At 71.8% G+C, this 21,953-nt stretch carries 21 protein-coding genes; 12 read left to right on the plus strand and 9 right to left on the minus strand.

Going from position 1 to position 21,953, the window contains the following annotated elements; translation table 11 throughout:
* Positions 1-1,257: 1,257 nt before the first annotated feature.
* The 5 genes from ACWD1Z_RS00170 to ACWD1Z_RS00190 form a co-directional block, all read right to left on the minus strand.
* Entirely contained in the window at positions 1,258-1,905 is a 648-nt protein-coding gene (locus ACWD1Z_RS00170) for a TetR/AcrR family transcriptional regulator (RefSeq protein ID WP_451114183.1), read from the minus strand.
* Complete coding sequence (locus ACWD1Z_RS00175) at positions 1,902-2,582, minus strand: DUF4166 domain-containing protein (protein ID WP_451114185.1); 681 nt, start codon at positions 2,580-2,582, stop codon at positions 1,902-1,904. Before ACWD1Z_RS00175 ends, ACWD1Z_RS00170 begins: the two co-directional genes overlap by 4 nt.
* Positions 2,579-3,340 (minus strand): hypothetical protein, encoded by a 762-nt coding sequence (locus ACWD1Z_RS00180; protein WP_451114187.1) that lies wholly within the window; start codon positions 3,338-3,340, stop codon positions 2,579-2,581. Before ACWD1Z_RS00180 ends, ACWD1Z_RS00175 begins: the two co-directional genes overlap by 4 nt.
* 146 nt (positions 3,341-3,486) lie before the next feature.
* A complete protein-coding gene (locus ACWD1Z_RS00185; RefSeq protein WP_389414902.1) occupies positions 3,487-3,786 on the minus strand; it encodes an MTH1187 family thiamine-binding protein in 300 nt (99 codons plus the stop codon).
* Positions 3,783-4,130: a DUF3817 domain-containing protein gene (locus ACWD1Z_RS00190; RefSeq protein ID WP_451114189.1), complete on the minus strand. Its 348-nt coding sequence runs from the start codon at positions 4,128-4,130 to the stop codon at positions 3,783-3,785. The genes ACWD1Z_RS00185 and ACWD1Z_RS00190 overlap by 4 nt, the downstream gene beginning before the upstream one ends.
* Positions 4,131-4,346: 216 nt before the next feature.
* Here ACWD1Z_RS00190 and ACWD1Z_RS00195 point away from each other — a divergent pair, with 216 nt between their 5' ends.
* From ACWD1Z_RS00195 to ACWD1Z_RS00210, 4 genes are all read left to right on the plus strand, one after another.
* Complete coding sequence (locus ACWD1Z_RS00195) at positions 4,347-4,979, plus strand: AIM24 family protein (RefSeq protein WP_451115416.1); 633 nt, start codon at positions 4,347-4,349, stop codon at positions 4,977-4,979.
* A gap of 1 nt (position 4,980) precedes the next feature.
* Positions 4,981-5,631 (plus strand): AIM24 family protein, encoded by a 651-nt coding sequence (locus ACWD1Z_RS00200; RefSeq protein ID WP_451114191.1) that lies wholly within the window; start codon positions 4,981-4,983, stop codon positions 5,629-5,631.
* Entirely contained in the window at positions 5,628-6,422 is a 795-nt protein-coding gene (locus ACWD1Z_RS00205) for an AIM24 family protein (protein ID WP_451114193.1), read from the plus strand. Before ACWD1Z_RS00200 ends, ACWD1Z_RS00205 begins: the two co-directional genes overlap by 4 nt.
* Positions 6,423-6,517: 95 nt before the next feature.
* Positions 6,518-6,994: a MarR family winged helix-turn-helix transcriptional regulator gene (locus ACWD1Z_RS00210; protein ID WP_389414906.1), complete on the plus strand. Its 477-nt coding sequence runs from the start codon at positions 6,518-6,520 to the stop codon at positions 6,992-6,994.
* On the opposite strand, the gene ACWD1Z_RS00215 is transcribed toward ACWD1Z_RS00210, so the two are convergent.
* Positions 6,948-8,399, minus strand: coding sequence for a sensor histidine kinase (locus ACWD1Z_RS00215; RefSeq protein WP_451114195.1), 1,452 nt, complete (start codon positions 8,397-8,399; stop codon positions 6,948-6,950). The genes ACWD1Z_RS00210 and ACWD1Z_RS00215 overlap by 47 nt on opposite strands.
* Positions 8,396-9,061, minus strand: coding sequence for a response regulator transcription factor (locus ACWD1Z_RS00220; protein ID WP_389414908.1), 666 nt, complete (start codon positions 9,059-9,061; stop codon positions 8,396-8,398). Before ACWD1Z_RS00220 ends, ACWD1Z_RS00215 begins: the two co-directional genes overlap by 4 nt.
* 130 nt (positions 9,062-9,191) lie before the next feature.
* Here ACWD1Z_RS00220 and ACWD1Z_RS00225 point away from each other — a divergent pair, with 130 nt between their 5' ends.
* Complete coding sequence (locus tag ACWD1Z_RS00225) at positions 9,192-9,854, plus strand: PepSY domain-containing protein (RefSeq protein ID WP_451114197.1); 663 nt, start codon at positions 9,192-9,194, stop codon at positions 9,852-9,854.
* A gap of 53 nt (positions 9,855-9,907) precedes the next feature.
* Here ACWD1Z_RS00225 and meaB read toward each other — a convergent pair whose 3' ends face one another.
* Both meaB and ACWD1Z_RS00235 read right to left on the minus strand, forming a co-directional pair.
* On the minus strand, positions 9,908-10,864 hold the full coding sequence (gene meaB / locus ACWD1Z_RS00230) for a methylmalonyl Co-A mutase-associated GTPase MeaB (RefSeq protein WP_451114199.1): 957 nt from the start codon (positions 10,862-10,864) through the stop codon (positions 9,908-9,910).
* A 29-nt stretch (positions 10,865-10,893) separates the two neighbouring features.
* The gene (locus tag ACWD1Z_RS00235; protein WP_451114201.1) at positions 10,894-12,087 is read right to left on the minus strand and encodes an acetyl-CoA C-acetyltransferase; all 1,194 of its coding nucleotides are present in this window, start codon (positions 12,085-12,087) and stop codon (positions 10,894-10,896) included.
* Positions 12,088-12,234: 147 nt separating this feature from the next.
* Between ACWD1Z_RS00235 and mce the strand changes: the two genes are divergently transcribed.
* From mce to ACWD1Z_RS00270, 7 genes are all read left to right on the plus strand, one after another.
* Positions 12,235-12,675 carry a methylmalonyl-CoA epimerase gene (gene mce / locus ACWD1Z_RS00240; protein WP_451114203.1) on the plus strand — a complete coding sequence of 147 codons (441 nt, stop codon included), beginning with the start codon at positions 12,235-12,237 and terminating at the stop codon, positions 12,673-12,675.
* Between the two features lie 211 nt (positions 12,676-12,886).
* Complete coding sequence (gene scy / locus ACWD1Z_RS00245) at positions 12,887-16,801, plus strand: polarized growth protein Scy (RefSeq protein ID WP_451114205.1); 3,915 nt, start codon at positions 12,887-12,889, stop codon at positions 16,799-16,801.
* 183 nt (positions 16,802-16,984) lie between these two features.
* Complete coding sequence (locus tag ACWD1Z_RS00250; protein ID WP_389414913.1) at positions 16,985-17,920, plus strand: coiled-coil domain-containing protein; 936 nt, start codon at positions 16,985-16,987, stop codon at positions 17,918-17,920.
* Between the two features lie 85 nt (positions 17,921-18,005).
* Positions 18,006-18,965, plus strand: a complete 960-nt coding sequence (locus ACWD1Z_RS00255; RefSeq protein WP_451114208.1) for an ABC transporter ATP-binding protein — start codon at positions 18,006-18,008, stop codon at positions 18,963-18,965.
* 3 nt (positions 18,966-18,968) lie between these two features.
* Positions 18,969-19,739, plus strand: a complete 771-nt coding sequence (locus ACWD1Z_RS00260; RefSeq protein WP_451114210.1) for an ABC transporter permease — start codon at positions 18,969-18,971, stop codon at positions 19,737-19,739.
* A 135-nt stretch (positions 19,740-19,874) separates the two neighbouring features.
* Positions 19,875-21,080: an ABC transporter ATP-binding protein gene (locus ACWD1Z_RS00265; RefSeq protein WP_451114212.1), complete on the plus strand. Its 1,206-nt coding sequence runs from the start codon at positions 19,875-19,877 to the stop codon at positions 21,078-21,080.
* Positions 21,077-21,949, plus strand: a complete 873-nt coding sequence (locus ACWD1Z_RS00270) for an ABC transporter permease (RefSeq protein ID WP_451114214.1) — start codon at positions 21,077-21,079, stop codon at positions 21,947-21,949. The genes ACWD1Z_RS00265 and ACWD1Z_RS00270 overlap by 4 nt, the downstream gene beginning before the upstream one ends.
* Positions 21,950-21,953: the final 4 nt, after the last annotated feature.

Genomic DNA, 21,953 nt, shown 5'->3' on the forward strand with positions numbered 1-21,953 from the left:
AGGCGGGACGTTGACCGGAGACGGGCGGGGGCCAAGGTGTGGTCGCCGCGGGGCGAGGGCCTTGCGCCGGACGACGCGTCAGCGCAGGCAGGCGAGGCGCAGGGGCGGGGCGGACCGGGCGCCAGGATGAGGCGGGACGTTGACCGGAGACGGGCGGGGGCCAAGGTGTGGTCGCCGCGGGGCGAGGGCCTTGCGCCGGACGACGCGTCAGCGCAGGCAGGCGAAGCGCAGGGGCGGGGCGGACCGGGCGCCAGGATGAGGCGGGGCGCCGGCCGGAAGGCAGGCGGGGGCCAAGGTGTGGTCGCCGCGGGGCGAGGGCCTTGCGCCGGACGACGCGTCAGCGCGGGCAGGCGAGGCGCGGGGGCGGGGCGGACCGGGCGCCAGGATGAGGCGGGGCGCCGGCCGGGGTCCAAGGTGTGGTGGCCGAGCGGACGAGGGCGCCCATGCCCTTGCGCCGGACGGCGCATCAGCGCGGACCGGGCGCCAAGACCGGCCGGGAGGCCAAGGCGTGGTCGCCGAGGGGACGAGAATGCCGAGGCCCTTGCGCCGGACGACGCGTCAGCGCGGGCGGCGAAGCACAGGGGTGGTGCAGGCCGGGCGGCAGGATGGGGCGGGGCGTCGGCCGGGAGCCGGGCGGCAGCCGGGGTGACGGCCGGGACGACCCCGACCCCGGTGAAAGGCCGCCTTCTCCGGGCGGGCGTGGCAAAGCAGGCCGCCGAGCCGGTCCAGCGGGTGCCCGGCGTGTACGGCGACGCCGTGGACGGGCAGGTAAGCGGCGCAGCCCGACAGCAGCTTCGCGGGCGCCGCCGAGGATGGCGCCGCGACACCCTCACCCCCGCCTGGCGCAGCGAGACCGCCCGCCGCCCGTCGGGACCGTGCGCTGCAGCCGCGTCGGTGATGAGCGGCTGACACGCCCTGCCGTGCGCCCCACGACCGCCCCCAGCACGGCCCTCCGCCCGAACCCGGCCGGACGCCCCGGAGGAACACCCCTTCGCCCCCGCTCCACCGACGCTGCTCCCCAACGACTCAGCGCTGCGCGCGCCGCAGGCGGTACCGGACCACACGCCGGGCAAGCACCCCTCGACCACACCCGCCCACGCTCTGCCGGAACAACTCAACGCTGCCCGCCCCACAGCGGTACCGCGCGCTCGGCCGGCACCCCTCGACCCCGCCCCACCGCCGCTGCGCCGGAAGGGCTCAGCGCTGGATTCGGTACCGGACCGCGCACCCCTTCGACCACCCCCCACCCCGAACCCCTCAGCGCTGCGTCCGCCGCAGGCGGTGTCGCACCGCTCGCTGGGCCACCGGCCCCAGGTCGTCCAACGCGGCGACCAGGCGCCCGAGTTGCTCCAGCGCGTCCAGCGCCGCGCCCGCCCCTTCCGCGTCCGCGCCCTCGTACAGCTCGATGCCGACGAACGACGCCGCCACCGCCCGCGCGAGACCGGGCGGGTCGACGAACTCGCCGAACGGGGTGTGCGCCAGGACCCGGGTGAGGACCTGCTCGATCTCGGTGATCCACAGGTCGAGTCCGGCGGCCGTGGCGGGCCCGAGGCTCTCGTGGGTCTGGGCGCCGGCCAGCAGCTGGCCGAGCAGGGAGACATGACCGAAGGCCCGCTCCTCCTCGTGCATCTCACGGCCGAAGGTGAGGAGTTCGGAGAGCGAGCCGATCGCGGCGAAGCGGTCGCGGTAGCGGGCGACCCGCTGTTCCGCCCCGTACCGGCAGGCCGCCGCGAGCAGGTCGTTCAGGGAGCCGAAGTGGTAGAAGACCAGCGCCTGGTTGACCCCGGCGGCCGCCGCGACCGTACGCGCCGACGTCTTGGCGATGCCCTGCTCGGTCAGGGTCCGCAGCGCCCCTTCGAGGAGCTTGGTCTTCGTCTCCAGGGACTTGGCGGTCTCCGGGCTCACGCGCGCGCCTCCTCGCGCACCGGGCGCAGACCGGGTCGTACGCCGCGGTCCCGGATGTCGGTGTACGTGGCGCGGAAGGAACCCTCGTAGCCGAAGAGCGGCCCGAAGTACCGGTTCTCCACCCGGACCCGGATCCGGAAGCGGCCCGTGGCGTCGTCGTAGGACTCGCGCACCTCGGCCGTGGCGCCGATCAGTTCGGGCACCCGGACGTCCACCATGCCCTCACGGAACCGGTGTTGGCCGGAGCGGATGAGGAGCGATCCGTCGGGCTCGGCCGAGAAGTACAGGTCGGTGGCGAGGTGCTGGTGGGTGCCGAGGTAGTCGAGGACCCGGTCACCCCGGGGGCCGAGCACCATCTGGGCGTCGAAGCGGCGGGGGCGGCCGGGCAGGTCGAAGGTGCGCACGAAGGTCACCGTCTCACGCCCGAAGCCGTCGGTGTACGGCATGTTCTCGATCACGAACGGCACTTGGCGCCCCGCTCGGGGGACCAGGATGTTGCGGGTGGCGCCGAGGGCCAGGAACGGCTTCACGAAGGAACCGCCGTGCCAGACACGGTCCATGACACCCCGGCCGGTGCACGCCTCCCCGCTGGTCAGGCCCACGGAGAAGCGGCGCTGGAGCTGCGGGTGCAGCCGGTCGAAGGCGGCGCCCATGGCCGTGCGGAAGATCGAGGTCATCGCGGGTCCTCCAGGGTGCGCAGAAGTCGGGGTGCCCGCGCCCGCGCCGGCGCCCGGCGCAGACAGCGGCGGGCGGCCGGGGTGCCGGGCAGCGGAGGCGCGACCAGCGTCAGGCAGCACACGACCGCCAGGAGGAGCGGCCAGAGGAACGCCATCGCCGCGGCCAGCGGCCCGAAGGCGGGGAGTACGGACTCGGTGACCAGGCCCGTGGCGGTGGCGGCCAGCAGCAGGGCCCGGACCAGCAGTTCCGTCAGCCAGTTCCGGCGGGCCCGCTCGGGGGTGACGCCGCGCTCCAGCCACAGCCGCAGCCGGTCGAAGGACCAGGCCGTCGCCCAGCCCATGAGCGGGCGGAAGAGCAGGCGGTCGGCGAGCACGCCGAGGGCGCCCCAGCGGGGGCGGTAGTCGTAGCCGGTGAGGAAGCGGACGCCGTCGCCGTCGGGGACGTAGCGCCAGTAGCCGCTGCCCTCGGCGAGCAGGGAGAGCGGGTGGGCGGAGGAGAAGCGCAGGGCGGAGGTGCGGGTGCCGTCGGGGCGTTCCTTCTCGCCGGCCGAGACGCCGGTGCCCGCGACGGTGAGGAAGGGCAGCACGCGCGTGGCGTAGCGGAAGCGCCGCGGTTCGCCCTCCGCGCGCGGAAGGTGCTCGATCTCGGTGAAGCGGAGGTCCCAGCGCTGGTGCTGGGACGGCTCCTGCGTACGCGACCACAGGTCGTCGAGGTCGGCGCGGATCCGCGCCTCTATGTACAGACCGGTGTGACCCATGTGATTCCCCCAGGTCAGGCCATTGTTTGAGCGACTGCTCAAACTCACTGATCGGGAAGGTACCCGATTTTGAGCGACTGCTCAAACAGGAGGCACGGAAAAACCCCGGCCCGCGCGGGGCCGGGGTTCACGGTGGTGCGGGTCTGCTACTCGGCGGCGAGGTACCGCTCGACCGTCTCCACCTTGGAGGTCAGACCGTCGGTCACCGCGGGGCGGATGTCCGCCTTGAGGACCAGGGACACCCGCGGGGCGCGTGCCTCGACGGCGGCGACCGCCCGCTTCACGACGTCCATGACCTCGTCCCAGTCGGCACCCTCGATCGAGGTGAACATCGCGTCGGTGCGGTGGGGCAGGCCGGACTCGCGGACCACGCGGACGGCATCGGCGACGTACTCCCCCACGTCCTCGCCGACACCGAGCGGTGTCACGGAGAAGGCGACGATCACGAGGTCTTCACCGCGCCCTCCTGGCGGGCGCGGGAGGCGATGACCGCGTCCTCGGCCTCCCGCTTGAGCTTGCGCTCGGCGAAGAAGCCGCCGGCGGGCAGGACGGAGAGGACGAAGTAGACGGCGGCGGTCCCGAAGGGCCACTTCGCGCGGTTCCAGGCGTCGGCCCAGAAGATCACGTACAGGATGAACAGGAAGCCGTGGATCGCGCCCATCACGGGCACCGCGTTGAATTCCGTGGTCCGCTTCAGCACCGAGCAGACCAGCAGCAGGAGGAAGGAGACCGCCTCGGGCGCGGAGACGAGGCGGAGGCGGCGGAGGGCGGTGGCGGTCTTGATGTCCACGGGTCACCTTCGATGGGAGAAACGGCGGGGGTTTGTGAACGCATGCACAAACGTTCGTCCATTGTGGCAAACGGGCGGGGGTGCTCCGAGCCGGGGGCCCGCGGCACCATCCGCACACCGCCCCGCACACCGCCCCTAAGGGCACATTCAGGGTTCATCTCCCCCTCCGGGCTCTGTTCGGCGGCAGCCCCCCGCGGCTACCTTCGCTGCGTGGCGATGTTCCGACTTCAGGGCAGCAAGGTGCTCGCCGTCGAGATGACCGGGGACGCCGTGAAGGCGAAGAACGGCTCGATGGTCGCGTACGACGGACAGATGGCGTTCAAGAAGATGAGCGGCGGCGGTGAGGGCATCCGGGGCATGGTGACCCGGCGCATCACCGGCGAGCAGATGACGGTGATGGAGGTGAAGGGGCACGGGACCTGCTGGTTCGCGGACCGGGCGTCCGAGATCAACCTCGTCGGCCTCCAGGGGGACACGCTGTACGTGGAGTCGAGCAATCTGCTCGCGACCGACAGCGGACTGCGGACCGGCACGACCTTCACGGGAGCGCGCGGGGCCTCACAGGGCAACGGCCTGTTCACCACGACCGTGGAGGGGCACGGACAGGCGGCGATCACCTCGGACGGCCCGGCGGTCGTGCTGCGGGTGAGCGCGCAGTACCCGCTGACCGTCGACCCGGGGGCGTACATCGCCCATCAGGGCAACCTCCGGCAGTCCTTCCAGTCGGGCGTGACCTTCCGCACGCTGATGGGCGAGGGCGGCGGCGAGGCCTTCCAGATCCGCTTCGAGGGCGACGGCCTGGTCTACGTACAGCCGAGCGAGCGGAACACGATCGCGGGGGACGTCTGACATGGCCCTGCGTGAGATCAACTCCAAGGTGGTCGAGGCGACCGTGACGCCCGGGCAGCGGCTGTTCAGCCAGCGGGGCGCGATGCTCGCCTACCGGGGCGAGGTGTCCTTCACCCCCAACTCCACCGGCGGCCAGGGCGGGCTGATGTCGATGGTCGGACGCCGGGTGGCCGGTGAGGCCACGCCGCTGATGACCGTCGAGGGCAGCGGCACCGTCCTGTTCGGGCACGGCGGCCACCACGTCCAGGTGATCGGCCTCACCGGCGACACCCTGTACGTCGAGGCGGACCGGCTGCTGGCCTTCGAGGGCACCCTGCAGCAGGGCACGATGTTCCTGGGCGCGCAGGGCGGCGTGATGGGCATGGTCCGCGGCCAGGTCACCGGCCAGGGACTGTTCACCACGACCCTGAAGGGACACGGCTCGGTCGCCGTCATGGCGCACGGCGGTGTCCTGGAGATCCCCATCACCCCCCAGCGCCCGGTCCACGTCGACCCGCAGGCCTACGTCGCCCACCACGGCGACGTGCGCAACAAGCTGTCGACCGCGCTCGGCTGGCGGGACATGGTGGGCCGGGGCTCCGGCGAGGCCTTCCAGCTGGAGCTCAGCGGCAGCGGTGCGGTGTACGTCCAGGCCTCGGAGGAGAAGCTGTGAGCACCCATCCGGGCGCGGGTCCGGTCGTCCACGACCCGATGACCCTGCCGTCCGACGACAAGGTCAACCCCTACACCTTCTGCGTCGAGCTCAAGGGAACCCAGTGGTTCCTGCAGAAGGGGAAGATGATCGCCTACTACGGCTCGATCGACTTCAACGGCATCGGGCACGGCCGGCTGGACCGCCTGGTGCGTTCGTCCTTCCATTCGCCTCTGCACGCGAGCGACTGGGTGGTGGCCGAGGGCTCGGGCAAGATGCTCCTCGCCGACCGGGCCTTCGATGTGAATTCGTACGATCTCACAGACGGCAACTTGACCATTCGCTCAGGCAACCTGCTCGCTTTTCAGCCAAGTCTTTCGCTGAAGCAGTCGATCGTGCCGGGTTTTCTGACACTCATCGGAACCGGCACGTTCGTGGCCGCATCTAACGGTCCGGTGGTGTTCATGGAACCCCCGATCCGGGTGGACCCCCAGGCGCTCGTCGGCTGGGCCGACTGCCCCTCCCCCTGCCATCACTACGACTACGGCTACATGACCGGCCTGATGGGCGGTCTACGTGCGATGACGGGCCTCGGAGGGGCCTCCGGAGAGGAGCACCAGTTCGAGTTCGTGGGCGCCGGCACGGTGCTCCTGCAGTCCTCCGAGGCACTCATGGCCGAGCAGGCGACGGGAGCCGTTCCGCATCAGGCGGGGGTGCCCGGAAGTGGTGGTTCCGCAGGTGGCTCACCGCAAGCCGGCACACCGCGCCTTCCCGGACAGCTGGGAGACCTCCAGCGTCGCTTCGGGCTGTGAGCGGTAGTCTGCGGAGTGTGACGAACTCGAACGCGTGCGCACAGTCACACCGCCCTCACTAGTTCGCTTTTCAACATTTTAGGTAGACTTCATTCATGGAGACCGAGACGGCCACGCGCTGGCTGACCGATGCGGAGCAGTGCGCCTGGCGCACCCACCTGGAGGTCAACAGGCTGTTGACGTACCAGCTCGAGAGGGACCTCCAGCCGTTCGGCCTGACAATGAACGACTACGAGATCCTGGTGAACCTCTCCGAGTCCGAGGACGTACGGATGCGGATGAGCGACCTCGCGTCCGCCACCCTGCAGTCCAAGAGCCGCCTCTCCCACCAGATCACGCGGATGGAGAACGCGAACCTGGTGCGGCGCGAGAACTGCGAGTCCGACCGCCGCGGGCTCTACGCCGTCCTCACCGAGCACGGCATGGAGACGATGAAGAAGGTCGCCCCGCACCATGTGGCCTCGGTACGCCGGCACTTCATCGATCTGCTCTCCCCCGAGGCACTGACCGAGCTCAGCAAGGCGCTCAAGCCGATCGCGGAGCACCTGCGCGGGCAGCGCGGCCGCCCCTGACCTCCCGCTGGTGGACCGGCAGGCGGAGTTCGAACAGGGCTCCGCCTGCGGGCGCGTCGCCGACGGTGAGGGTGCCGCCGTGCCGCTCGGCGACATCGCGGGCGATGGCCAGTCCGAGCCCGGCGCCGCCGTCGTCGCGGCTGCGGGCCTCGTCGAGACGGACGAACCGCTCGAAGATCCGCTCCCGGTCGGCCTCGGCCACCCCGTCCCCGTCGTCGGCGACCTGGAGCACGGCCCGCTCCCCCTCCCGCCGGACCGTCACGGTGACCGCGGAACGGGCGTGCCGGCCCGCGTTGTTCAGCAGATTGGCGAGCACTCGCCCCAACTGCCCCCGGGATCCGGTCACTTCCACCGGCCCGTGCGCCACCACGGTCACCCCGGCCCGCCCCTCGGCCTCCTCCCCGGCCAGCGCGGCCAGATCCACCCGCGCGTCGGCGGGCCGCTCCCCCGCATCGAGACGGGCGAGCAGCAGCAGGTCGGCGGCCAGCTGCTGCAGCCGTACGGTGTCCTCGACCGCCCCGTCCAGATCCAGGAACTCCGGGTGGGCGGCGGCCACTTCGAGCTGGGTGCGCAGCGAGGCGATGGGGCTGCGCAGTTCGTGGGAGGCGTCGGCGACGAAGCGGCGCTGGCGTTCCACGGAGGTCTCCAGGGCACTGAGTGTCTCGTTGGTGGTCCGGGCCAGCCGGGCGACCTCGTCGTGCGTGCCCGGCTCGGGCACCCGCCGGGACAGGTCCTCGGAGGCGGTGATCTCCGCCATCTCCCGCCGGATGTCCTCCACCGGGCGCAGGGCGCGCCGGGTGACCAGCCAGGTCACCGAGCCGACCACGGCGAGCAGGGCGGGCAGCCCGATCAGCATGACGGTCGAGGCGGTGCGTACGGCGTCCCGCTCGGCCTCCAGGGAGGCGCCGGCGTGGACGAGGACGGTCCGGTCGCGCGGGTCGGTGACCTCGATCCGGGCGAAGCGGTACTCGGTGCGCTCGCCGTCGACGGTGGCCCAGCCCTGACCGTGCCAGGAGATGTCCCCCAGCTCACCGACCTGGAGGTCGTCGTCATCGTCATCGTCGTCGTCGGGGCTCTCGGTGCTGCCCGTGGCGGGCGTCACTCCGGTGACACCGGTGCCGCTGATCGTCTCCAGGCCCTCGCTCACCGCGAGCACCCGCCGGTCCTCGTCCACCACCTGCACGGGGTGGTCCTCGTCCAGGTCGAGGTCGGCGTACGGGACGTTCCGCGCGATCTGGGTGGCGACCGAGCGGGCGGCGTCGTCGGCCTCCGAGTCGGCCTGCCCGGTGAGGTTGCTGCGCAGGGTGAGCAGGACGACGGCCCCGGCGGCGACCAGGGCCACGGCCACGACGAGGGTGGCGGCGAGGGTCGCTCGCGCGCGGACGGAACCGAACAGGCGCCTCATCGGCCGGACTCCAGTCGGTACCCGGCGCCGCGGACGGTGCGGATGAGGCCGGCGCCGAGTTTGCGGCGCAGATTGCTGACGTACACCTCGACGATGTTGGGGTCCCCGTCGTAGGCGAAGTCCCAGACGTGGTCGAGGATGTGCGTCTTGGAGATCACCTGGCCCGCGTGCAGGGCGAGCTGCTCCAGCACCGCGAACTCCTTGGCGGTGAGCGGGATCTCGGTGCCGTCGCGGAAGACCTGGTGGGCGCCGGTGTCGACGCGGAGCTCGCCGAGGGTGAGCACCGGGGAGCCGGTCCCGGTGTTGCGGCGGCGAAGCAGCGCCTTGATCCGGGCGACGAGGACGACGTAGGAGAAGGGCTTGGTGAGGTAGTCGTCGGCGCCGGTGTCCAGCCCCTCGGCCTCGTCGTACTCGCCGTCCTTGGCGGTGAGCATCAGGATCGGCACCTCGTGTCCGGCGGCGCGCAGGGCGGCGCAGACGCGGTAGCCGTTCATGCCGGGCAGCATGATGTCGAGGATCACCAGGTCGTACGACCCCTCCGAGGCGCGGTACAGCCCTTCGCGGCCGTCGTGGACGACGTCCACGGCGTAGCCCTCGGCCGTCAGGCCCTTGGCGAGCGACAGGGCGAGCCGCTTCTCGTCCTCCACGATCAACAGGCGCATGGGCACAGCTTGGCAAAGGGAAGCTGAAGAGTTCTTCAGGGTCCTTCAGGTTCCCCTCAGCGTCGGTTCGCCAGATTGGTTCTCGTCACATCGAAACGACGTGAAACTCATCGACTCGGGAGGAACCAGGATGAAGCGCAACCTCGTCATCGCCACCGTCGCCGCCGCGGCACTCGTCACGGGCGGCACCTTCGCGGCCTACGCGTCCGGGGACGACGACAGCGCACCCGCCCAGCGGGACTCGAACACCCGGGTCGCCGACGACCGGGACGACAGCCAGGACGGCACCCGGGACGACGACACCGCCGAGGCCCGCACCGCCGCAGTGACCGCGGCCGACGCCGTGACGGCCGCGCTGAAGCACACCCAGGGCACGGCCGTCGCCGTCGACCTGGAGGACGACGGCGAGGACGCCTGGGACGTGGATGTCGTGACGTCGGACGGCACCGAGTACACGGTCAGGATCGCCGCCGGCTCCGGAAAGGTCCTCGGCGCCGACCGGGACGACGACGACGGCGACGGCCGTGACGACCTCGCCGCCCTGAAGGGCACGAGCGTGGACGCCCGCGAAGCCGCCCGGGCCGCCGCGGCGCGGGGTACCGTGACCGAGGTCGACCTGGACGACGACGGACCCGCGGTGTGGACCGTGGAGACCACGAAGGGCGAGTGGAAGGTCGACCCGAGGACGGCCGAGCTCACCCAGGACCGCGACGGCACCGACGACGACGACCGGAAGCAGGACGACAAGGACGCGCGGGACGACCGGGACGACCGCCAGGCGGACGACGACTGACGGCGGTCCGCACCTACGGCACCCCTGTCCCCCGCCCGCTCGGCGCCGCCGCCTCAGCCCTCCGTCAGCCCCGCCACGAGTTCGTCCGCCGCCCGGTAGGGGTCCAGTTCCCCCGCCACGATGCGCTCCGCGAGAGCGCTCAGGCGGCGGTCGCCGTGCAGGTCGCCGATGCGTTCGCGCAGGGCCGTGACCGCGATGGTCTCCACCTCGCGGGAGGCGCGGGACCGGCGCCGTTCCGCCAGGACGCCCCGCTCCTCCATCCAGGCGCGGTGCTTCTCCAGGGCCTCGACGACCTCGTCGACGCCCTCGCTGCGCGCCGCCACCGTCTTCACGATCGGCGGCCGCCAGTCTCCCGGCCCCCGGGACTCGCCCAGGCCCAGCATGTGGTTCAGCTCGCGGGCGGTGGCGTCCGCGCCGTCCCGGTCGGCCTTGTTGACGACGTACACGTCACCGATCTCCAGGATGCCCGCCTTCGCGGCCTGGATGCCGTCGCCCATGCCCGGCGCCAGCAGCACCACCGAGGTGTCCGCCTGCGAGGCGATCTCCACCTCGGACTGGCCCACCCCGACCGTCTCCACCAGGATCACGTCGCAGCCCGCCGCGTCCAGGACCCGGATCGCCTGCGGGGCCGCCCAGGCGAGGCCGCCCAGGTGGCCCCGGGTCGCCATCGAGCGGATGTAGACGCCAGGGTCCGAGGCGTGCTCCGACATCCGCACCCGGTCGCCGAGCAGCGCCCCGCCGGAGAACGGCGAGGAGGGGTCCACCGCGAGCACGCCGACCCGCTTGCCCTGCTTGCGGTACGCCGTCACCAGCGCGGACGTCGACGTCGACTTGCCGACCCCCGGCGAACCCGTCAGGCCCACCACATACGCCCCGCCGGTCAGCGGGGCCAGCGCCGCCATGACCTCCCTGAGCTGCGGGGACGCCCCCTCCACCAGGGAGATCAGGCGAGCCACGGCCCGCGGCCTGCCCTCCCTGGCCTGGGCCACCAGCGTGGAGACGTCCTGCATCACAGCTCCGTTCACTCAGAGAAAGTCGGTCAGGCCTTCGGTACCCGCACGATCAGCGCGTCGCCCTGACCGCCGCCGCCGCACAGCGCCGCCGCGCCCACGCCACCGCCCCGGCGCTTGAGCTCCAGCGCCAGGTGCAGCACGAGACGGGCGCCGGACATGCCGATGGGGTGGCCGAGGGCGATCGCGCCACCGTTGACGTTCACCTTTTCCGTGGACACCCCGAGGTCCTTCATTGACTGGACCGCGACCGCCGCGAACGCCTCGTTGATCTCGATCAGATCGAGGTCGGAGACCTCCAGGCCCTCCTTCTTCAGGGCGTGCAGGATGGCGTTCGACGGCTGCGACTGCAGGCTGCTGTCCGGACCCGCCACATTGCCGTGGGCGCCGATCTCGGCGATCCACTGCAGGCCCAGCTCCTGCGCCTTGGCCTTGCTCATCACGACGACCGCGGCGGCGCCGTCGGAGATCTGCGAGGCCGAACCGGCGGTGATCGTGCCGTCCTTCGCGAACGCCGGACGCAGCTTGCCCAGGGACTCCGCCGTGGTCTCGGCGCGGATGCCCTCGTCCTTGCTGAAGACGACCGGCTCGCCCTTGCGCTGCGGGATCTCCACCGGCGTGATCTCCGCCTCGAAGATGCCGTTCTTCTGCGCGGCGGCGGCCCGCTGGTGGGACAGCGCGGCGATCTCGTCCTGCGCCTCGCGGGCGATGCCGAGACGCGTGTTGTGCTTCTCCGTCGACTGGCCCATGGGGATGTTCTCCCAGGGGTCGGTCAGGCCGTCGTAGGCCATCGCGTCGAGCATCTCGATCGCGCCGTACTTGAAGCCCTCCCGGGACTTCGGCAGCAGGTGGGGGGCGTTGGTCATGGACTCCTGGCCGCCCGCGACGATCACGTCGAACTCGCCGGCGCGGATCAGCTGGTCGGCGAGGGCGATGGCGTCGAGGCCGGAGAGACAGACCTTGTTGATGGTGAGCGCCGGGACGCTCATCGGGATGCCGGCCTTGACCGCGGCCTGGCGCGCCGGGATCTGCCCCGCCCCGGCCTGGAGCACCTGGCCCATGATCACGTACTGCACCTGGTCGCCGCCGATCCCCGCACGGTCGAGGGCGGCCTTGATCGCGAAGCCACCGAGATCGGCTCCCGAGAAGGACTTGAGTGAGCCGAGCAGTCGCCCCATGGGCGTCCGAGCGCCCGCGACGATCACGGAAGTTGCAGAAGACATATCGTGCGATCCCCTTCCAGCCTGCACAGCCGAGGAGTGAACGAGGGTTTACTTCGAATGTACTGATGGCACTCCGTGCCGTCACCGGGCTGTCGGTGTGATCGCTGGCACGTTGCGTAACCACCTCCGGAGCGCTGCACTAACAGCATGCTGACGCGAATCGACCACATCGGGATCGCCTGCTTCGACCTCGACAAGACCGTCGAGTTCTACCGGGCCACCTACGGCTTCGAGGTGTTCCACTCCGAGATCAACGAGGAGCAGGGCGTGCGCGAGGCCATGCTCAAGATCAACGATACGTCCGACGGCGGCGCCTCGTACCTCCAGCTGCTGGAACCCACCCGCGAGGACTCCACCGTCGCGAAGTGGCTCGCCAGGAACGGCGAGGGCGTGCACCACATCGCCTTCGGCACGGCGGACGTCGACGCGGACGCCGCGGACATCAAGGACAAGGGCGTACGCGTGCTCTACGAGGAGCCGCGACGCGGCTCCATGGGGTCACGGATCACCTTCCTGCATCCCAAGGATTGCCATGGCGTCCTGACAGAACTGGTCACTTCGGCGCCCGTTGAGTCACCTGAGCACTGACCCTCGTACATAGGGGCCGGTAGGGTTGGGGTCGGTCGTCGCTCTTCGGGCGTTCGACCGCGGGCCGGGGTCCGGGTTTCGGGGGACGAGCGTCGGGGCAGCAGCCCATGCTCCGTCGTTGATCTGACACCATTCCCCGGGGGCCCCGTTCGGCGGATGGACGGTGCTCGTATGGAGTGACTTGCGACCAGGGGACGGATGGGACCGCGCAGTGCGGGGCTACGAACGCCAGGAGCGAGAGCCGGCGGCTGACGTCGACCACCTCTCTCGGTTCGAGGCCGAGATGGAGCGGCTGAAGACCGAGCGGGAAAAGGCGATCCAGCACGCCGAGGACCTCGGCTACCAGGTCGAGGTGCTGCGCGCCAAGTTGCACGAGGCGCGGCGCACCATCATGTCCCGGCCCGACTTCGGCGGCGGTGACATCGGCTACCAGGCCGAGCAACTCCTGCGCAATGCGCAGATCCAGGCCGACCAGCTCCGGCAGGACGCCGAGCGCGAGTTGAGCCAGGCACGCGCGCAGACGCAGCGGATCCTCCAGGAGCACGCCGAGCAGGCCGCGCGGCTCCAGGCGGAGCTGCACCAGGAGGCGGTCACCCGCCGCCAGCAGCTCGACCAGGAGCTCGCCGAGCGCCGCCAGACCGTCGAGTCGCACGTCAACGAGAACGTGGCCTGGGCCGAGCAGCTGCGCGCCCGCAGCGAGTCCCAGGCCCGCCGGCTCCTCGACGAGTCCCGCGCGGAGGCCGAGCAGGCCATGGCCGCCGCCCGCGCGGAGGCCGAGCGGCTCACCGCCGAGGCCCGCCAGCGCCTCCAGAGCGAGGCGGAGGCCGCCCGCGCGGAGGCCGAGCAGTTGCTGCGGCGGGCCCGCGCCGACGCCGAGCGGCTGCTGAACGCCGCCTCGACCCAGGCCCAGGAGGCCACCGACCACGCCGAGCAGCTGCGCAGCTCCACCGTCAGCGAGTCGGACACCGCCCGCCGCGAGGCCGCCGAGCTGAGCCGGGCCGCCGAGCAGCGCATGGCGGCGGCCGAGGAGGCGCTGCGCAAGGCGCAGGCCGAGGCGGAGAAGGTCCTCACCGAGGCCAAGGAGGCCGCGGGCAAGACCCTCAGCAGCGCCGAGTCGGCCAACGAGCAGCGCACCCGTACGGCCAAGGAGCAGGTCGCCCGGCTGGTCAGCGAGGCCACCAAGGAGGCCGAGGCCACCAAGGCGGAGGCCGAGCAGATCGTCGCCGACGCCCGCGCCGAGGCCGAGAAGGTCCTGGCGGAGGCCGCCGAGAAGGCCCGTACGCTCACCGCCGAGGAGAGCGCCACCCAGCTGTCGAAGGCGGCCAAGACCGCCGAGGACGTCCTCAACAAGGCGCAGGAGGACGCGCGCAGCACCACCAAGGCCGCCGCCGAGGAGGCCGAGCGGATCCGCCGGGAGGCGGAGGCCGAGGCGGACCGGCTGCGGGCCGAGGCGCACGACATCGCCGAGCAGCTCAAGGGCGCGGCGAAGGACGACACCAAGGAGTACCGCGCCAAGACGGTCGAGCTCCAGGAGGAGGCCCGCCGGCTGCGCGGGGAGGCCGAGCAGCTGCGCGCCGACGCGGTCGCCGAGGGCGAAAAGATCCGCGCGGAGGCCCGCCGGGAGGCCGTCCAGCAGATCGAGGAGGCGGCCAGGACCGCCGAGGAGCTGCTGGCGAAGGCCAAGGCGGACGCGGACGAGCTCCGCCAGAGCGCCACGGCGGACAGCGAGAAGGTCCGCACCGAGGCCATCGAGCGCGCCACCGCGCTGCGCCGGCAGGCCGAGGAGACGCTGGAGCGCACCCGGCAGGAGGCCGAGCGGCACCGCGCCGAGGTCGTCGAGCAGGCCGAGGGCATCCGGGAGGAGGCCGAGCGGGCCGCGCGCGAGCTGCGCGAGGAGACCGAGCGGGCCATGGAGGCCCGCCGGACGGAGGCCGCCGCCGAGCTGACCCGGCTTCAGACGGAGGCCGAGCAGCGGGTGACCGCCGCCGAGCAGGCGCTGACCGAGGCCCGTGAGGAGGCCACGCGGATCCGCCGCGAGGCCGCCGAGGAGACCGAGCGGCTGCGCTCGGAGGCCGCCGAGCGGATCCGTACGCTCCAGCAGCAGGCCGAGGCGGAGGCCGACCGCCTGCGCACCGAGGCCGCCTCGGACGCGTCCGCCTCCCGCGCGGAGGGCGAGGCCCTCGCCGTACGGCTGCGCTCGGAGGCCGCCGCGGAGGCGGAGCGGCTGAAGTCGGAGGCCCAGGACAGCGCCGACCGGGTGCGGGCGGAGGCGCAGGCCGCCGCCGAGCGGATTTCGGCCGAGGCGTCGGAGACGCTGGCCGCCGCCCAGGAGGAGGCCGCCCGGCGCCGCCGCGAGGCCGAGGAGACCCTCGGCTCCGCACGGCAGGAGGCGGACCAGGAGCGCCTGCGGGCCCGCGAGCAGAGCGAGGAGCTGCTGGCCTCGGCGCGCAAGCGCGTGGAGGAGGCGCAGACCGAGGCGGTGCGGCTGGTCGAGGAGGCGGACCGGCGGGCCACCGAGATGGTGTCGGCCGCCGAGCTCCACGCCCAGCAGGTGCGGGACTCCGTCGCCGGGCTGCACGAGCAGGCCCAGGAGGAGATCCAGGGGCTGCGCAGCGCGGCCGAGCACGCGGCGGACCGTACCCGGCGCGAGGCCGAGGAAGAGGCGGACCGGGTCCGCGGCGACGCCTACGCCGAGCGGGAGCGGGCCTCGCAGGACGCGGGCCGGATCCGGCGCGAGGCGACGGAGGAGACGGAGGCCGCCAAGGCGCTGGCCGAGCGCACGGTCTCGGAGGCCATCGCGGAGGCCGAGCGGCTGCGCTCGGACGCGTCGGAGCACGCCCAGCGGGCGCGCACCGAGGCCTCGGACGCCATCGCCGAGGCCGACCAGGCCGCCGCGCGGACCCGGGCGGACGCCCGCGAGGACGCCAACCGCATCCGGTCGGACGCGGCGACGCAGGCCGACACCCTCATCACCGAGGCGCGCGCGGAGGCGGAGCGGCTCACCACGGAAACCCTCACGGACACCGACCGGCTGCGCACGGAGACGGTCGCCGAGGCCGAGCGGCTGCGGTCCGAGACCGTCGCCGAGGCCGAGCGGGTCCGGGCCGAGTCGGTCGCGGCGGCCGAGCAGCTGCTGGCGGAGGCCACCGGCGACGCGGAGCGGCTGCGTGCCGAGGCCGCCGAGACGGTCGGCTCCGCGCAGCAGCACGCCGAGCGGATGCGCGGCGAGTCGGAGCGGCTGAAGGCGGAGGCGCTGGCGGAGGCCGAGCGGGTCACCGCGGCCGCGCGCGAGGAGGCCGAGCGGACCCTGGACGAGGCCCGCAAGGACGCCAACAAGCGGCGTTCGGAGGCCGCGGAGCAGGTCGACACGCTCATCACGGAGACCGCGGCGGAGGCCGACAAGCTGCTGGCCGAGTCGCAGAAGCAGGCGCTGAAGACCACCGCGGACGCCGAGTCGCAGGCCGACACCATGGTGGGCGCCGCCCGCAAGGAGGCCGACCGGCTGGTCTCGCAGGCGACGGTGGAGGGCAACTCCCTGGTGGAGAAGGCCCGTACGGACGCCGACGAGCTGCTGGTCGGTGCCCGCCGGGACGCCACCGCGATAAGGGAGCGCGCGGAGGAGCTGCGCGACCGCATCACCAGCGAGATCGAGGAGCTGCACGAGCGGGCCCGCCGCGAGGCCGCGGAGACGATGAAGTCGACCGGCGACCGCTGCGACGCGCTCATCAAGGCCGCCGAGGAGCAGCTGGCGAAGGCCCAGGCCAAGGCGAAGGAGCTGGTCTCGGAGGCCAACTCCGAGGCGGGCAAGGTCCGTATCGCCGCGGTGAAGAAGGCCGAGGGGCTGCTCAAGGAGGCCGAGCAGAAGAAGTCCTCGCTGATCAAGGAGGCCGAGGAGCTGCGGGCCGAGGCGATCCGCGAGGCGAAGCGGACGGTCGAGGAGGGCAAGCGCGAGCTGGAGGTGCTCGTGCGCCGGCGCGAGGACATCAACGCCGAGATCTCCCGTGTCCAGGACGTGTTGGAGGCGTTGGAGTCCTTTGAGGCCCCGGCGGCCGGCAAGGACGCCGGTGTCAAGGCGGGCGCCACGGTCGGCGCCCCTCGATCGGGTGGCAAGGCGCCGGAGAGCTAGCCGGGCGAACCGGTTCCGGTGTCTTCTGGGGCCTTTGCCCAACTTTTTGGCAAGCGGTCCGCCGGTTAGCCACTCAAAAGGGGTGTCATTCTCCAGATCAAACACGTATCCGCTCGATGACACACCGCTTCGGCCCCTAGGATTCCACCTATCACCTCACCGGTCTCATTCGACAGGAACCCCATGAGCGACACTTCCCCCTACGGCTTCGAGCTTGTGCGGCGTGGGTACGACCGCGCTCAGGTGGACGAACGGATCTCCAAGCTCGTCTCCGACCGTGACAGCGCTCTCGCCCGCATCACCGCTCTGGAAAAGCGCATCGAGGAGCTCCACCTCGAGACGCAGAACGCCCAGGCCCAGGTAACCGACGCCGAGCCGTCGTACGCCGGTCTGGGCGCGCGTGTCGAGAAGATCCTCCGCCTCGCCGAGGAAGAGGCCAAGGACCTGCGCGAGGAGGCCCGTCGCGCCGCCGAGCAGCACCGCGAGCTCGCCGAGTCGGCGGCCCAGCAGGTCCGCAACGACGCAGAATCGTTCGCGGTGGAGCGCAAGGCCAAGGCGGAGGACGAGGGCGTCCGGATCGTCGAGAAGGCCAAGAGCGACGCCTCCCAGCTGCGCTCCGAGGCGCAGAAGGACGCGCAGTCCAAGCGTGAGGAGGCCGACGCCCTCTTCGAGGAGACGCGGGCCAAGGCGGCGCAGGCCGCGGCGGACTTCGAGACGAACCTGGCCAAGCGCCGCGAGCAGTCCGAGCGCGACCTGGCCTCCCGTCAGCAGAAGGCCGAGAAGCGCCTCGCGGAGATCGAGCACCGCGCGGAGCAGCTCCGCCTGGAGGCCGAGAAGCTGCGCACGGACGCCGAGCGCCGCGCCCGGCAGACCGTGGAGACCGCGCAGCGCCAGGCCGAGGACATCGTGGCGGACGCCAACGCCAAGGCCGACCGCATCCGTTCGGAATCCGAGCGCGAGCTCGCGGCGCTCACCAACCGCCGCGACTCGATCAACGCCCAGCTGACGAACGTGCGCGAGATGCTGGCGACCCTCACCGGTGCCGCGGTGGCCGCCGCGGGCACGCCGGCCGAGGACGAGCCGATCTCCCGCGGGGTTCCCGCGCAGCAGTCCCGGTAACGCTCCGGCGTACAGCTGCTGAACACCTGCGAAGCCCTCTGCCACTGAGGTGGCAGAGGGCTTTGTCCCGTTTTAGCGTTGCCGCATGATCGAGCTCGAGGGGCTGACCAAGCGGTACGGCGAGAAGGTGGCGGTCAACAACCTCACCTTCACCGTCAGACCCGGCATCGTGACCGGGTTCCTCGGCCCCAACGGCGCCGGCAAGTCCACCACCATGCGCATGATGCTGGGCCTGGACCGGCCGACCGCGGGGGACGTGCGGATCGACGGCAAGCACTACGACCAGCTCAAGGACCCGCTGACGTACATCGGCGCCCTGCTGGACGCGAAGGCCATGCACGGCGGCCGCAGCGCCTACCACCATCTGCTCTGTCTCGCGCAGAGCAACGGCATCCCGAAGAAGCGGGTGACCGAGGTGCTCGACACCGTCGGTCTGACGCCGGTCGCGCGGAAGAAGGCCAAGGGGTTCTCGCTCGGCATGGGCCAGCGCCTCGGCATCGCGGGGGCGCTGCTCGGCGATCCGCGGATCCTGATGTTCGACGAGCCGGTCAACGGCCTGGACCCCGAGGGCATCCACTGGATCCGCAATCTGATGAAGTCGCTGGCCGCGCAGGGCCGGACGGTGTTCGTGTCCTCGCATCTGATGAGCGAGATGGCCCTGACCGCCGACCATCTCGTGGTCATCGGCCAGGGCCGGCTGCTCGCCGACACCTCCATGGCCGACTTCATCGCGCAGAACTCGCGCTCCTACGTCCGTATCCGCACCCCGCACCGCGAGCGGCTGCTCGATGTGCTGCGGCGGGCCGGGATGACGGTCGTGCAGACCGGGAGCGGGGCGCTGGAGGTGGACGGCGGGCACTCGGAGCGGATCGGTGAGCTGGCGGCGCAGCACCAGCTCGTGCTGCACGAACTGAGCCCTCAGCAGGCGTCGCTGGAGGAGGCGTTCATGCAGCTGACCGCGGAGTCCGTGGAGTACCACGCGCACTCGGACCCACCCGCCGAGCAGCGGCAGGCGTGGGGCGCCGGCCGGCGACAGGAGAGCTGAGCGATGGCGACGAGTCAGGTCATCCGTTCCGAGTGGACCAAGATCCGGTCGGTGGCGTCGACGGTGTGGACGCTGTCCCTCGCCGTGGTGGTCACGATCGCGCTGGGCATGCTGATCTCGCTGCTGTCGAAGAACGAGTTCGACAAGATGGACCGCGAGGACCGGCTCTCCTTCGACCCGACCTTCATCAGCTTCGCGGGCATGAGCCTCGGCCAGCTCGCGATGATCGTGTTCGGGGTGCTGGTGGTGTCGAACGAGTACAGCACCGGCATGATCCGCACCTCGCTGGCCGCGGTGCCGCAGCGCGGCTCCTTCCTGTTCAGCAAGATCACGGTGGCGACGGCGCTGGCGCTGCTGGTCGGCCTCGTCACCAGCTTCGTCACCTTCTTCCTGGGCCAGGCGATGCTCGGCGAGCACAAGGCGTCCATCGGCGACGACGGAGTGCTGCGGGCGGTCATCGGCGGCGGTCTCTACATGACGCTGATCGCGATGTTCTCGATGGGCGTCGCCGCGATGCTGCGGTCGCCGATGCTGTCGCTGGGCATCCTGATGCCGTTCTTCTTCCTGGTCTCCAACATCCTCGGCAATGTCCCGGCCACCAAGAAGATCGGCCGCTACCTCCCCGACCAGGCCGGCAGCAAGATCATGCAGGTGGTCACCCCGGTCGACGACGACACGCCGTACGGGCCCTGGGGCGGCCTCGGCATCATGGTGCTGTGGGTGATCGCGGCCCTGGCGGGCGGGTACTTCCTGCTGAAGAAGAGAGACGCCTAGAGCCGCAGGAGGAGGGGCGCCTGGAGCCCTCCGATTTTGCCCGCTCTTGAAGGGAACCGTCAGCGCCCCGATATCCTCCTAACCCTTACGGGGGCGTGTGCCCCGCTGTCCTGAACCTTTCGATGGGTGCGGAGCATGATCGAAGCAGTCGGCCTGACCAAGCGCTACGGCGACAAGACCGCTGTGTACAACCTTTCCTTCCAGGTGCGGCCCGGGTCCGTCACCGGCTTCCTGGGGCCCAACGGCTCCGGCAAGTCGACGACGATGCGGATGATCCTCGGCCTGGACAACCCCAGCTCGGGGCAGGTGACGATCGGCGGCTACCCGTACCGCAAGCTGCCCAACGCCCCGCGACAGGTCGGCGCGCTGCTCGACGCCAAGGCCGTGCACGGCGGACGCACCGCCCGCAACCATCTGCTGAGCCTGGCCCAGCTGTCCGGCATCCCGGCCCGCCGGGTGGACGAGGTGCTCGGCGTGGTGGGCCTGCAGGACGTGGCGAAGCGGCGCTCCAAGGGCTTCTCGCTCGGCATGGGGCAGCGGCTCGGCATCGCCGCGGCGCTGCTCGGCGACCCCCAGGTGCTGCTGTTCGACGAGCCGGTCAACGGCCTCGACCCCGAGGGCATCCTCTGGGTGCGCAACCTGATGAAGTCGCTCGCCGCGGAGGGCCGTACGGTCTTCGTCTCCTCGCACCTGATGAGCGAGATGGCGCTGACCGCCGACCACCTGATCGTGATCGGGCGCGGCCAGCTGCTCGCCGACATGAGCGTGCGGGACTTCATCGCGGCGAACTCCGCCGGCTTCGCCCGGGTGCGGACGCCCGACAGCGAGCCGCAGCTGCGCGAGAAGCTGTCCACGGCGCTGGCCGAGGCGGGCGGGCACGTGCTGTCCGAGCAGGACGGCGCGCTGCGCGTGACGGGGCTGCCGCTGCCGCGCATCAGCGACATCGCGCACGAGTCGGACGTACGGCTGTGGGAGCTGTCGCCGCACCAGGCCTCGCTGGAGGAGGCGTACATGCGGATGACGCAGGGCGCCGTCGACTACCGCTCCACCATCGACCAGAAGGCCGGGCTGCAGCAGCAGGTGCCGCCGGGCGCGCAGCCGCCGATGCCGGTTCCGGGGCAGGGCCAGCCGGGCTGGTACGCACCGCCGCCGCCCCAGCAGGGCGGTCAGCCGTTCGCGATGCCCCAGGGGCAGCCCGGACAGCCCGCGGCGCCCGCAGGGCCGCCCCAGGGCCCCTACGGCGCCCCGGCCGCGCCCGCCGCGACCCCGAACCCCTATGCGCAGCCCGCCCCCGCCCCAGCTCCCGCTGCCGACACGACCAAGCCCGAGGACGCCCGATGAGCACCCCGCAGCCCCCGATGCCGCAGACCGCCGCACCGAACTGGCAGGCGGCGCCCGGCGCTTCGTCCCCCGGTTACACCTCGCCGATCCCGGTGAAGCGCACCCACCTGGGCAACGCCCTCGCCTCGGAGTGGACGAAGATCCGGTCGGTGCGCTCCACGATGTGGACGCTCGGCGTGTTCGTCGTCCTCGTCATCGGCATCGGTCTGGCCACCGCCGCCCTGGTCTCCGCCAACGCCGGCCAGGGCGAGCTGGCGGGCGAGAACCCGCTGTCGTTCGGCTTCTTCGGGCTGCTGCTCGGCATCATGTGCGTCATCACGCTGGGCGTGCTGACCACGGCCTCGGAGTACGGCACGGGCATGGTCCGCACCACGATGACCGCGTGCCCGGCCCGCGGGCGGGTGCTGGCGGCGAAGGCGATCGTGTTCTTCGTGGTGGCGTTCACCGTCACCCTGGTCTCGGTGCTGATCGTCGCCATGGCGGACGTGGCCATGCTCACCGACGCCCGGGAGCCGTCGAGCTCGGAGTGGCTGAAGGGCACGGTCGGCGTCTCGTTCTACATCGCGCTGATCGGCCTGCTCTCGCTGGTCGTCGGCTCGGTCATCCGGCACTCCGCGGGCGCCATCACCATCATGATCGGCCTGGTGCTGGCCCCGCTGGTGATCGCGCTGTTCATGTTCTCGCAGTCCCTGGAGGACCTGCGCGAGGCGCTGTTCGAGTACTCGATCCCTAACCAGCTCAGCGTCTTCTACTCGCAGTCCCTCACCGAGACCGGCCCGTCCGGCTGGGACCCCCTGTGGATCATGCTCGGTGTGACCGCGGCGGCCTTCGCCGGCGCCTACGCCCTGCTGGAGAGGCGGGACGTCTAGCCCA

The organism is Streptomyces sp. NPDC002784 (assembly GCF_053592135.1).

Coding starts and splice junctions, on each gene's coding strand:
- ACWD1Z_RS00235 (WP_451114201.1), bottom strand. CDS start 12,087: ATGTCTTCTGCAACTTCCGTGATCGTCGCGGGCGCTCGGACGCCCATG.
- ACWD1Z_RS00215 (WP_451114195.1), bottom strand. CDS start 8,399: ATGAGGCGCCTGTTCGGTTCCGTCCGCGCGCGAGCGACCCTCGCCGCC.
- ACWD1Z_RS00195 (WP_451115416.1), top strand. CDS start 4,347: ATGTTCCGACTTCAGGGCAGCAAGGTGCTCGCCGTCGAGATGACCGGG.
- ACWD1Z_RS00255 (WP_451114208.1), top strand. CDS start 18,006: ATGATCGAGCTCGAGGGGCTGACCAAGCGGTACGGCGAGAAGGTGGCG.
- ACWD1Z_RS00175 (WP_451114185.1), bottom strand. CDS start 2,582: ATGACCTCGATCTTCCGCACGGCCATGGGCGCCGCCTTCGACCGGCTG.
- ACWD1Z_RS00265 (WP_451114212.1), top strand. CDS start 19,875: ATGATCGAAGCAGTCGGCCTGACCAAGCGCTACGGCGACAAGACCGCT.
- ACWD1Z_RS00200 (WP_451114191.1), top strand. CDS start 4,981: ATGGCCCTGCGTGAGATCAACTCCAAGGTGGTCGAGGCGACCGTGACG.
- ACWD1Z_RS00250 (WP_389414913.1), top strand. CDS start 16,985: ATGAGCGACACTTCCCCCTACGGCTTCGAGCTTGTGCGGCGTGGGTAC.
- ACWD1Z_RS00180 (WP_451114187.1), bottom strand. CDS start 3,340: ATGGGTCACACCGGTCTGTACATAGAGGCGCGGATCCGCGCCGACCTC.
- meaB (WP_451114199.1), bottom strand. CDS start 10,864: ATGCAGGACGTCTCCACGCTGGTGGCCCAGGCCAGGGAGGGCAGGCCG.
- ACWD1Z_RS00260 (WP_451114210.1), top strand. CDS start 18,969: ATGGCGACGAGTCAGGTCATCCGTTCCGAGTGGACCAAGATCCGGTCG.
- ACWD1Z_RS00210 (WP_389414906.1), top strand. CDS start 6,518: ATGGAGACCGAGACGGCCACGCGCTGGCTGACCGATGCGGAGCAGTGC.
- mce (WP_451114203.1), top strand. CDS start 12,235: ATGCTGACGCGAATCGACCACATCGGGATCGCCTGCTTCGACCTCGAC.
- ACWD1Z_RS00225 (WP_451114197.1), top strand. CDS start 9,192: ATGAAGCGCAACCTCGTCATCGCCACCGTCGCCGCCGCGGCACTCGTC.
- ACWD1Z_RS00270 (WP_451114214.1), top strand. CDS start 21,077: ATGAGCACCCCGCAGCCCCCGATGCCGCAGACCGCCGCACCGAACTGG.
- ACWD1Z_RS00220 (WP_389414908.1), bottom strand. CDS start 9,061: ATGCGCCTGTTGATCGTGGAGGACGAGAAGCGGCTCGCCCTGTCGCTC.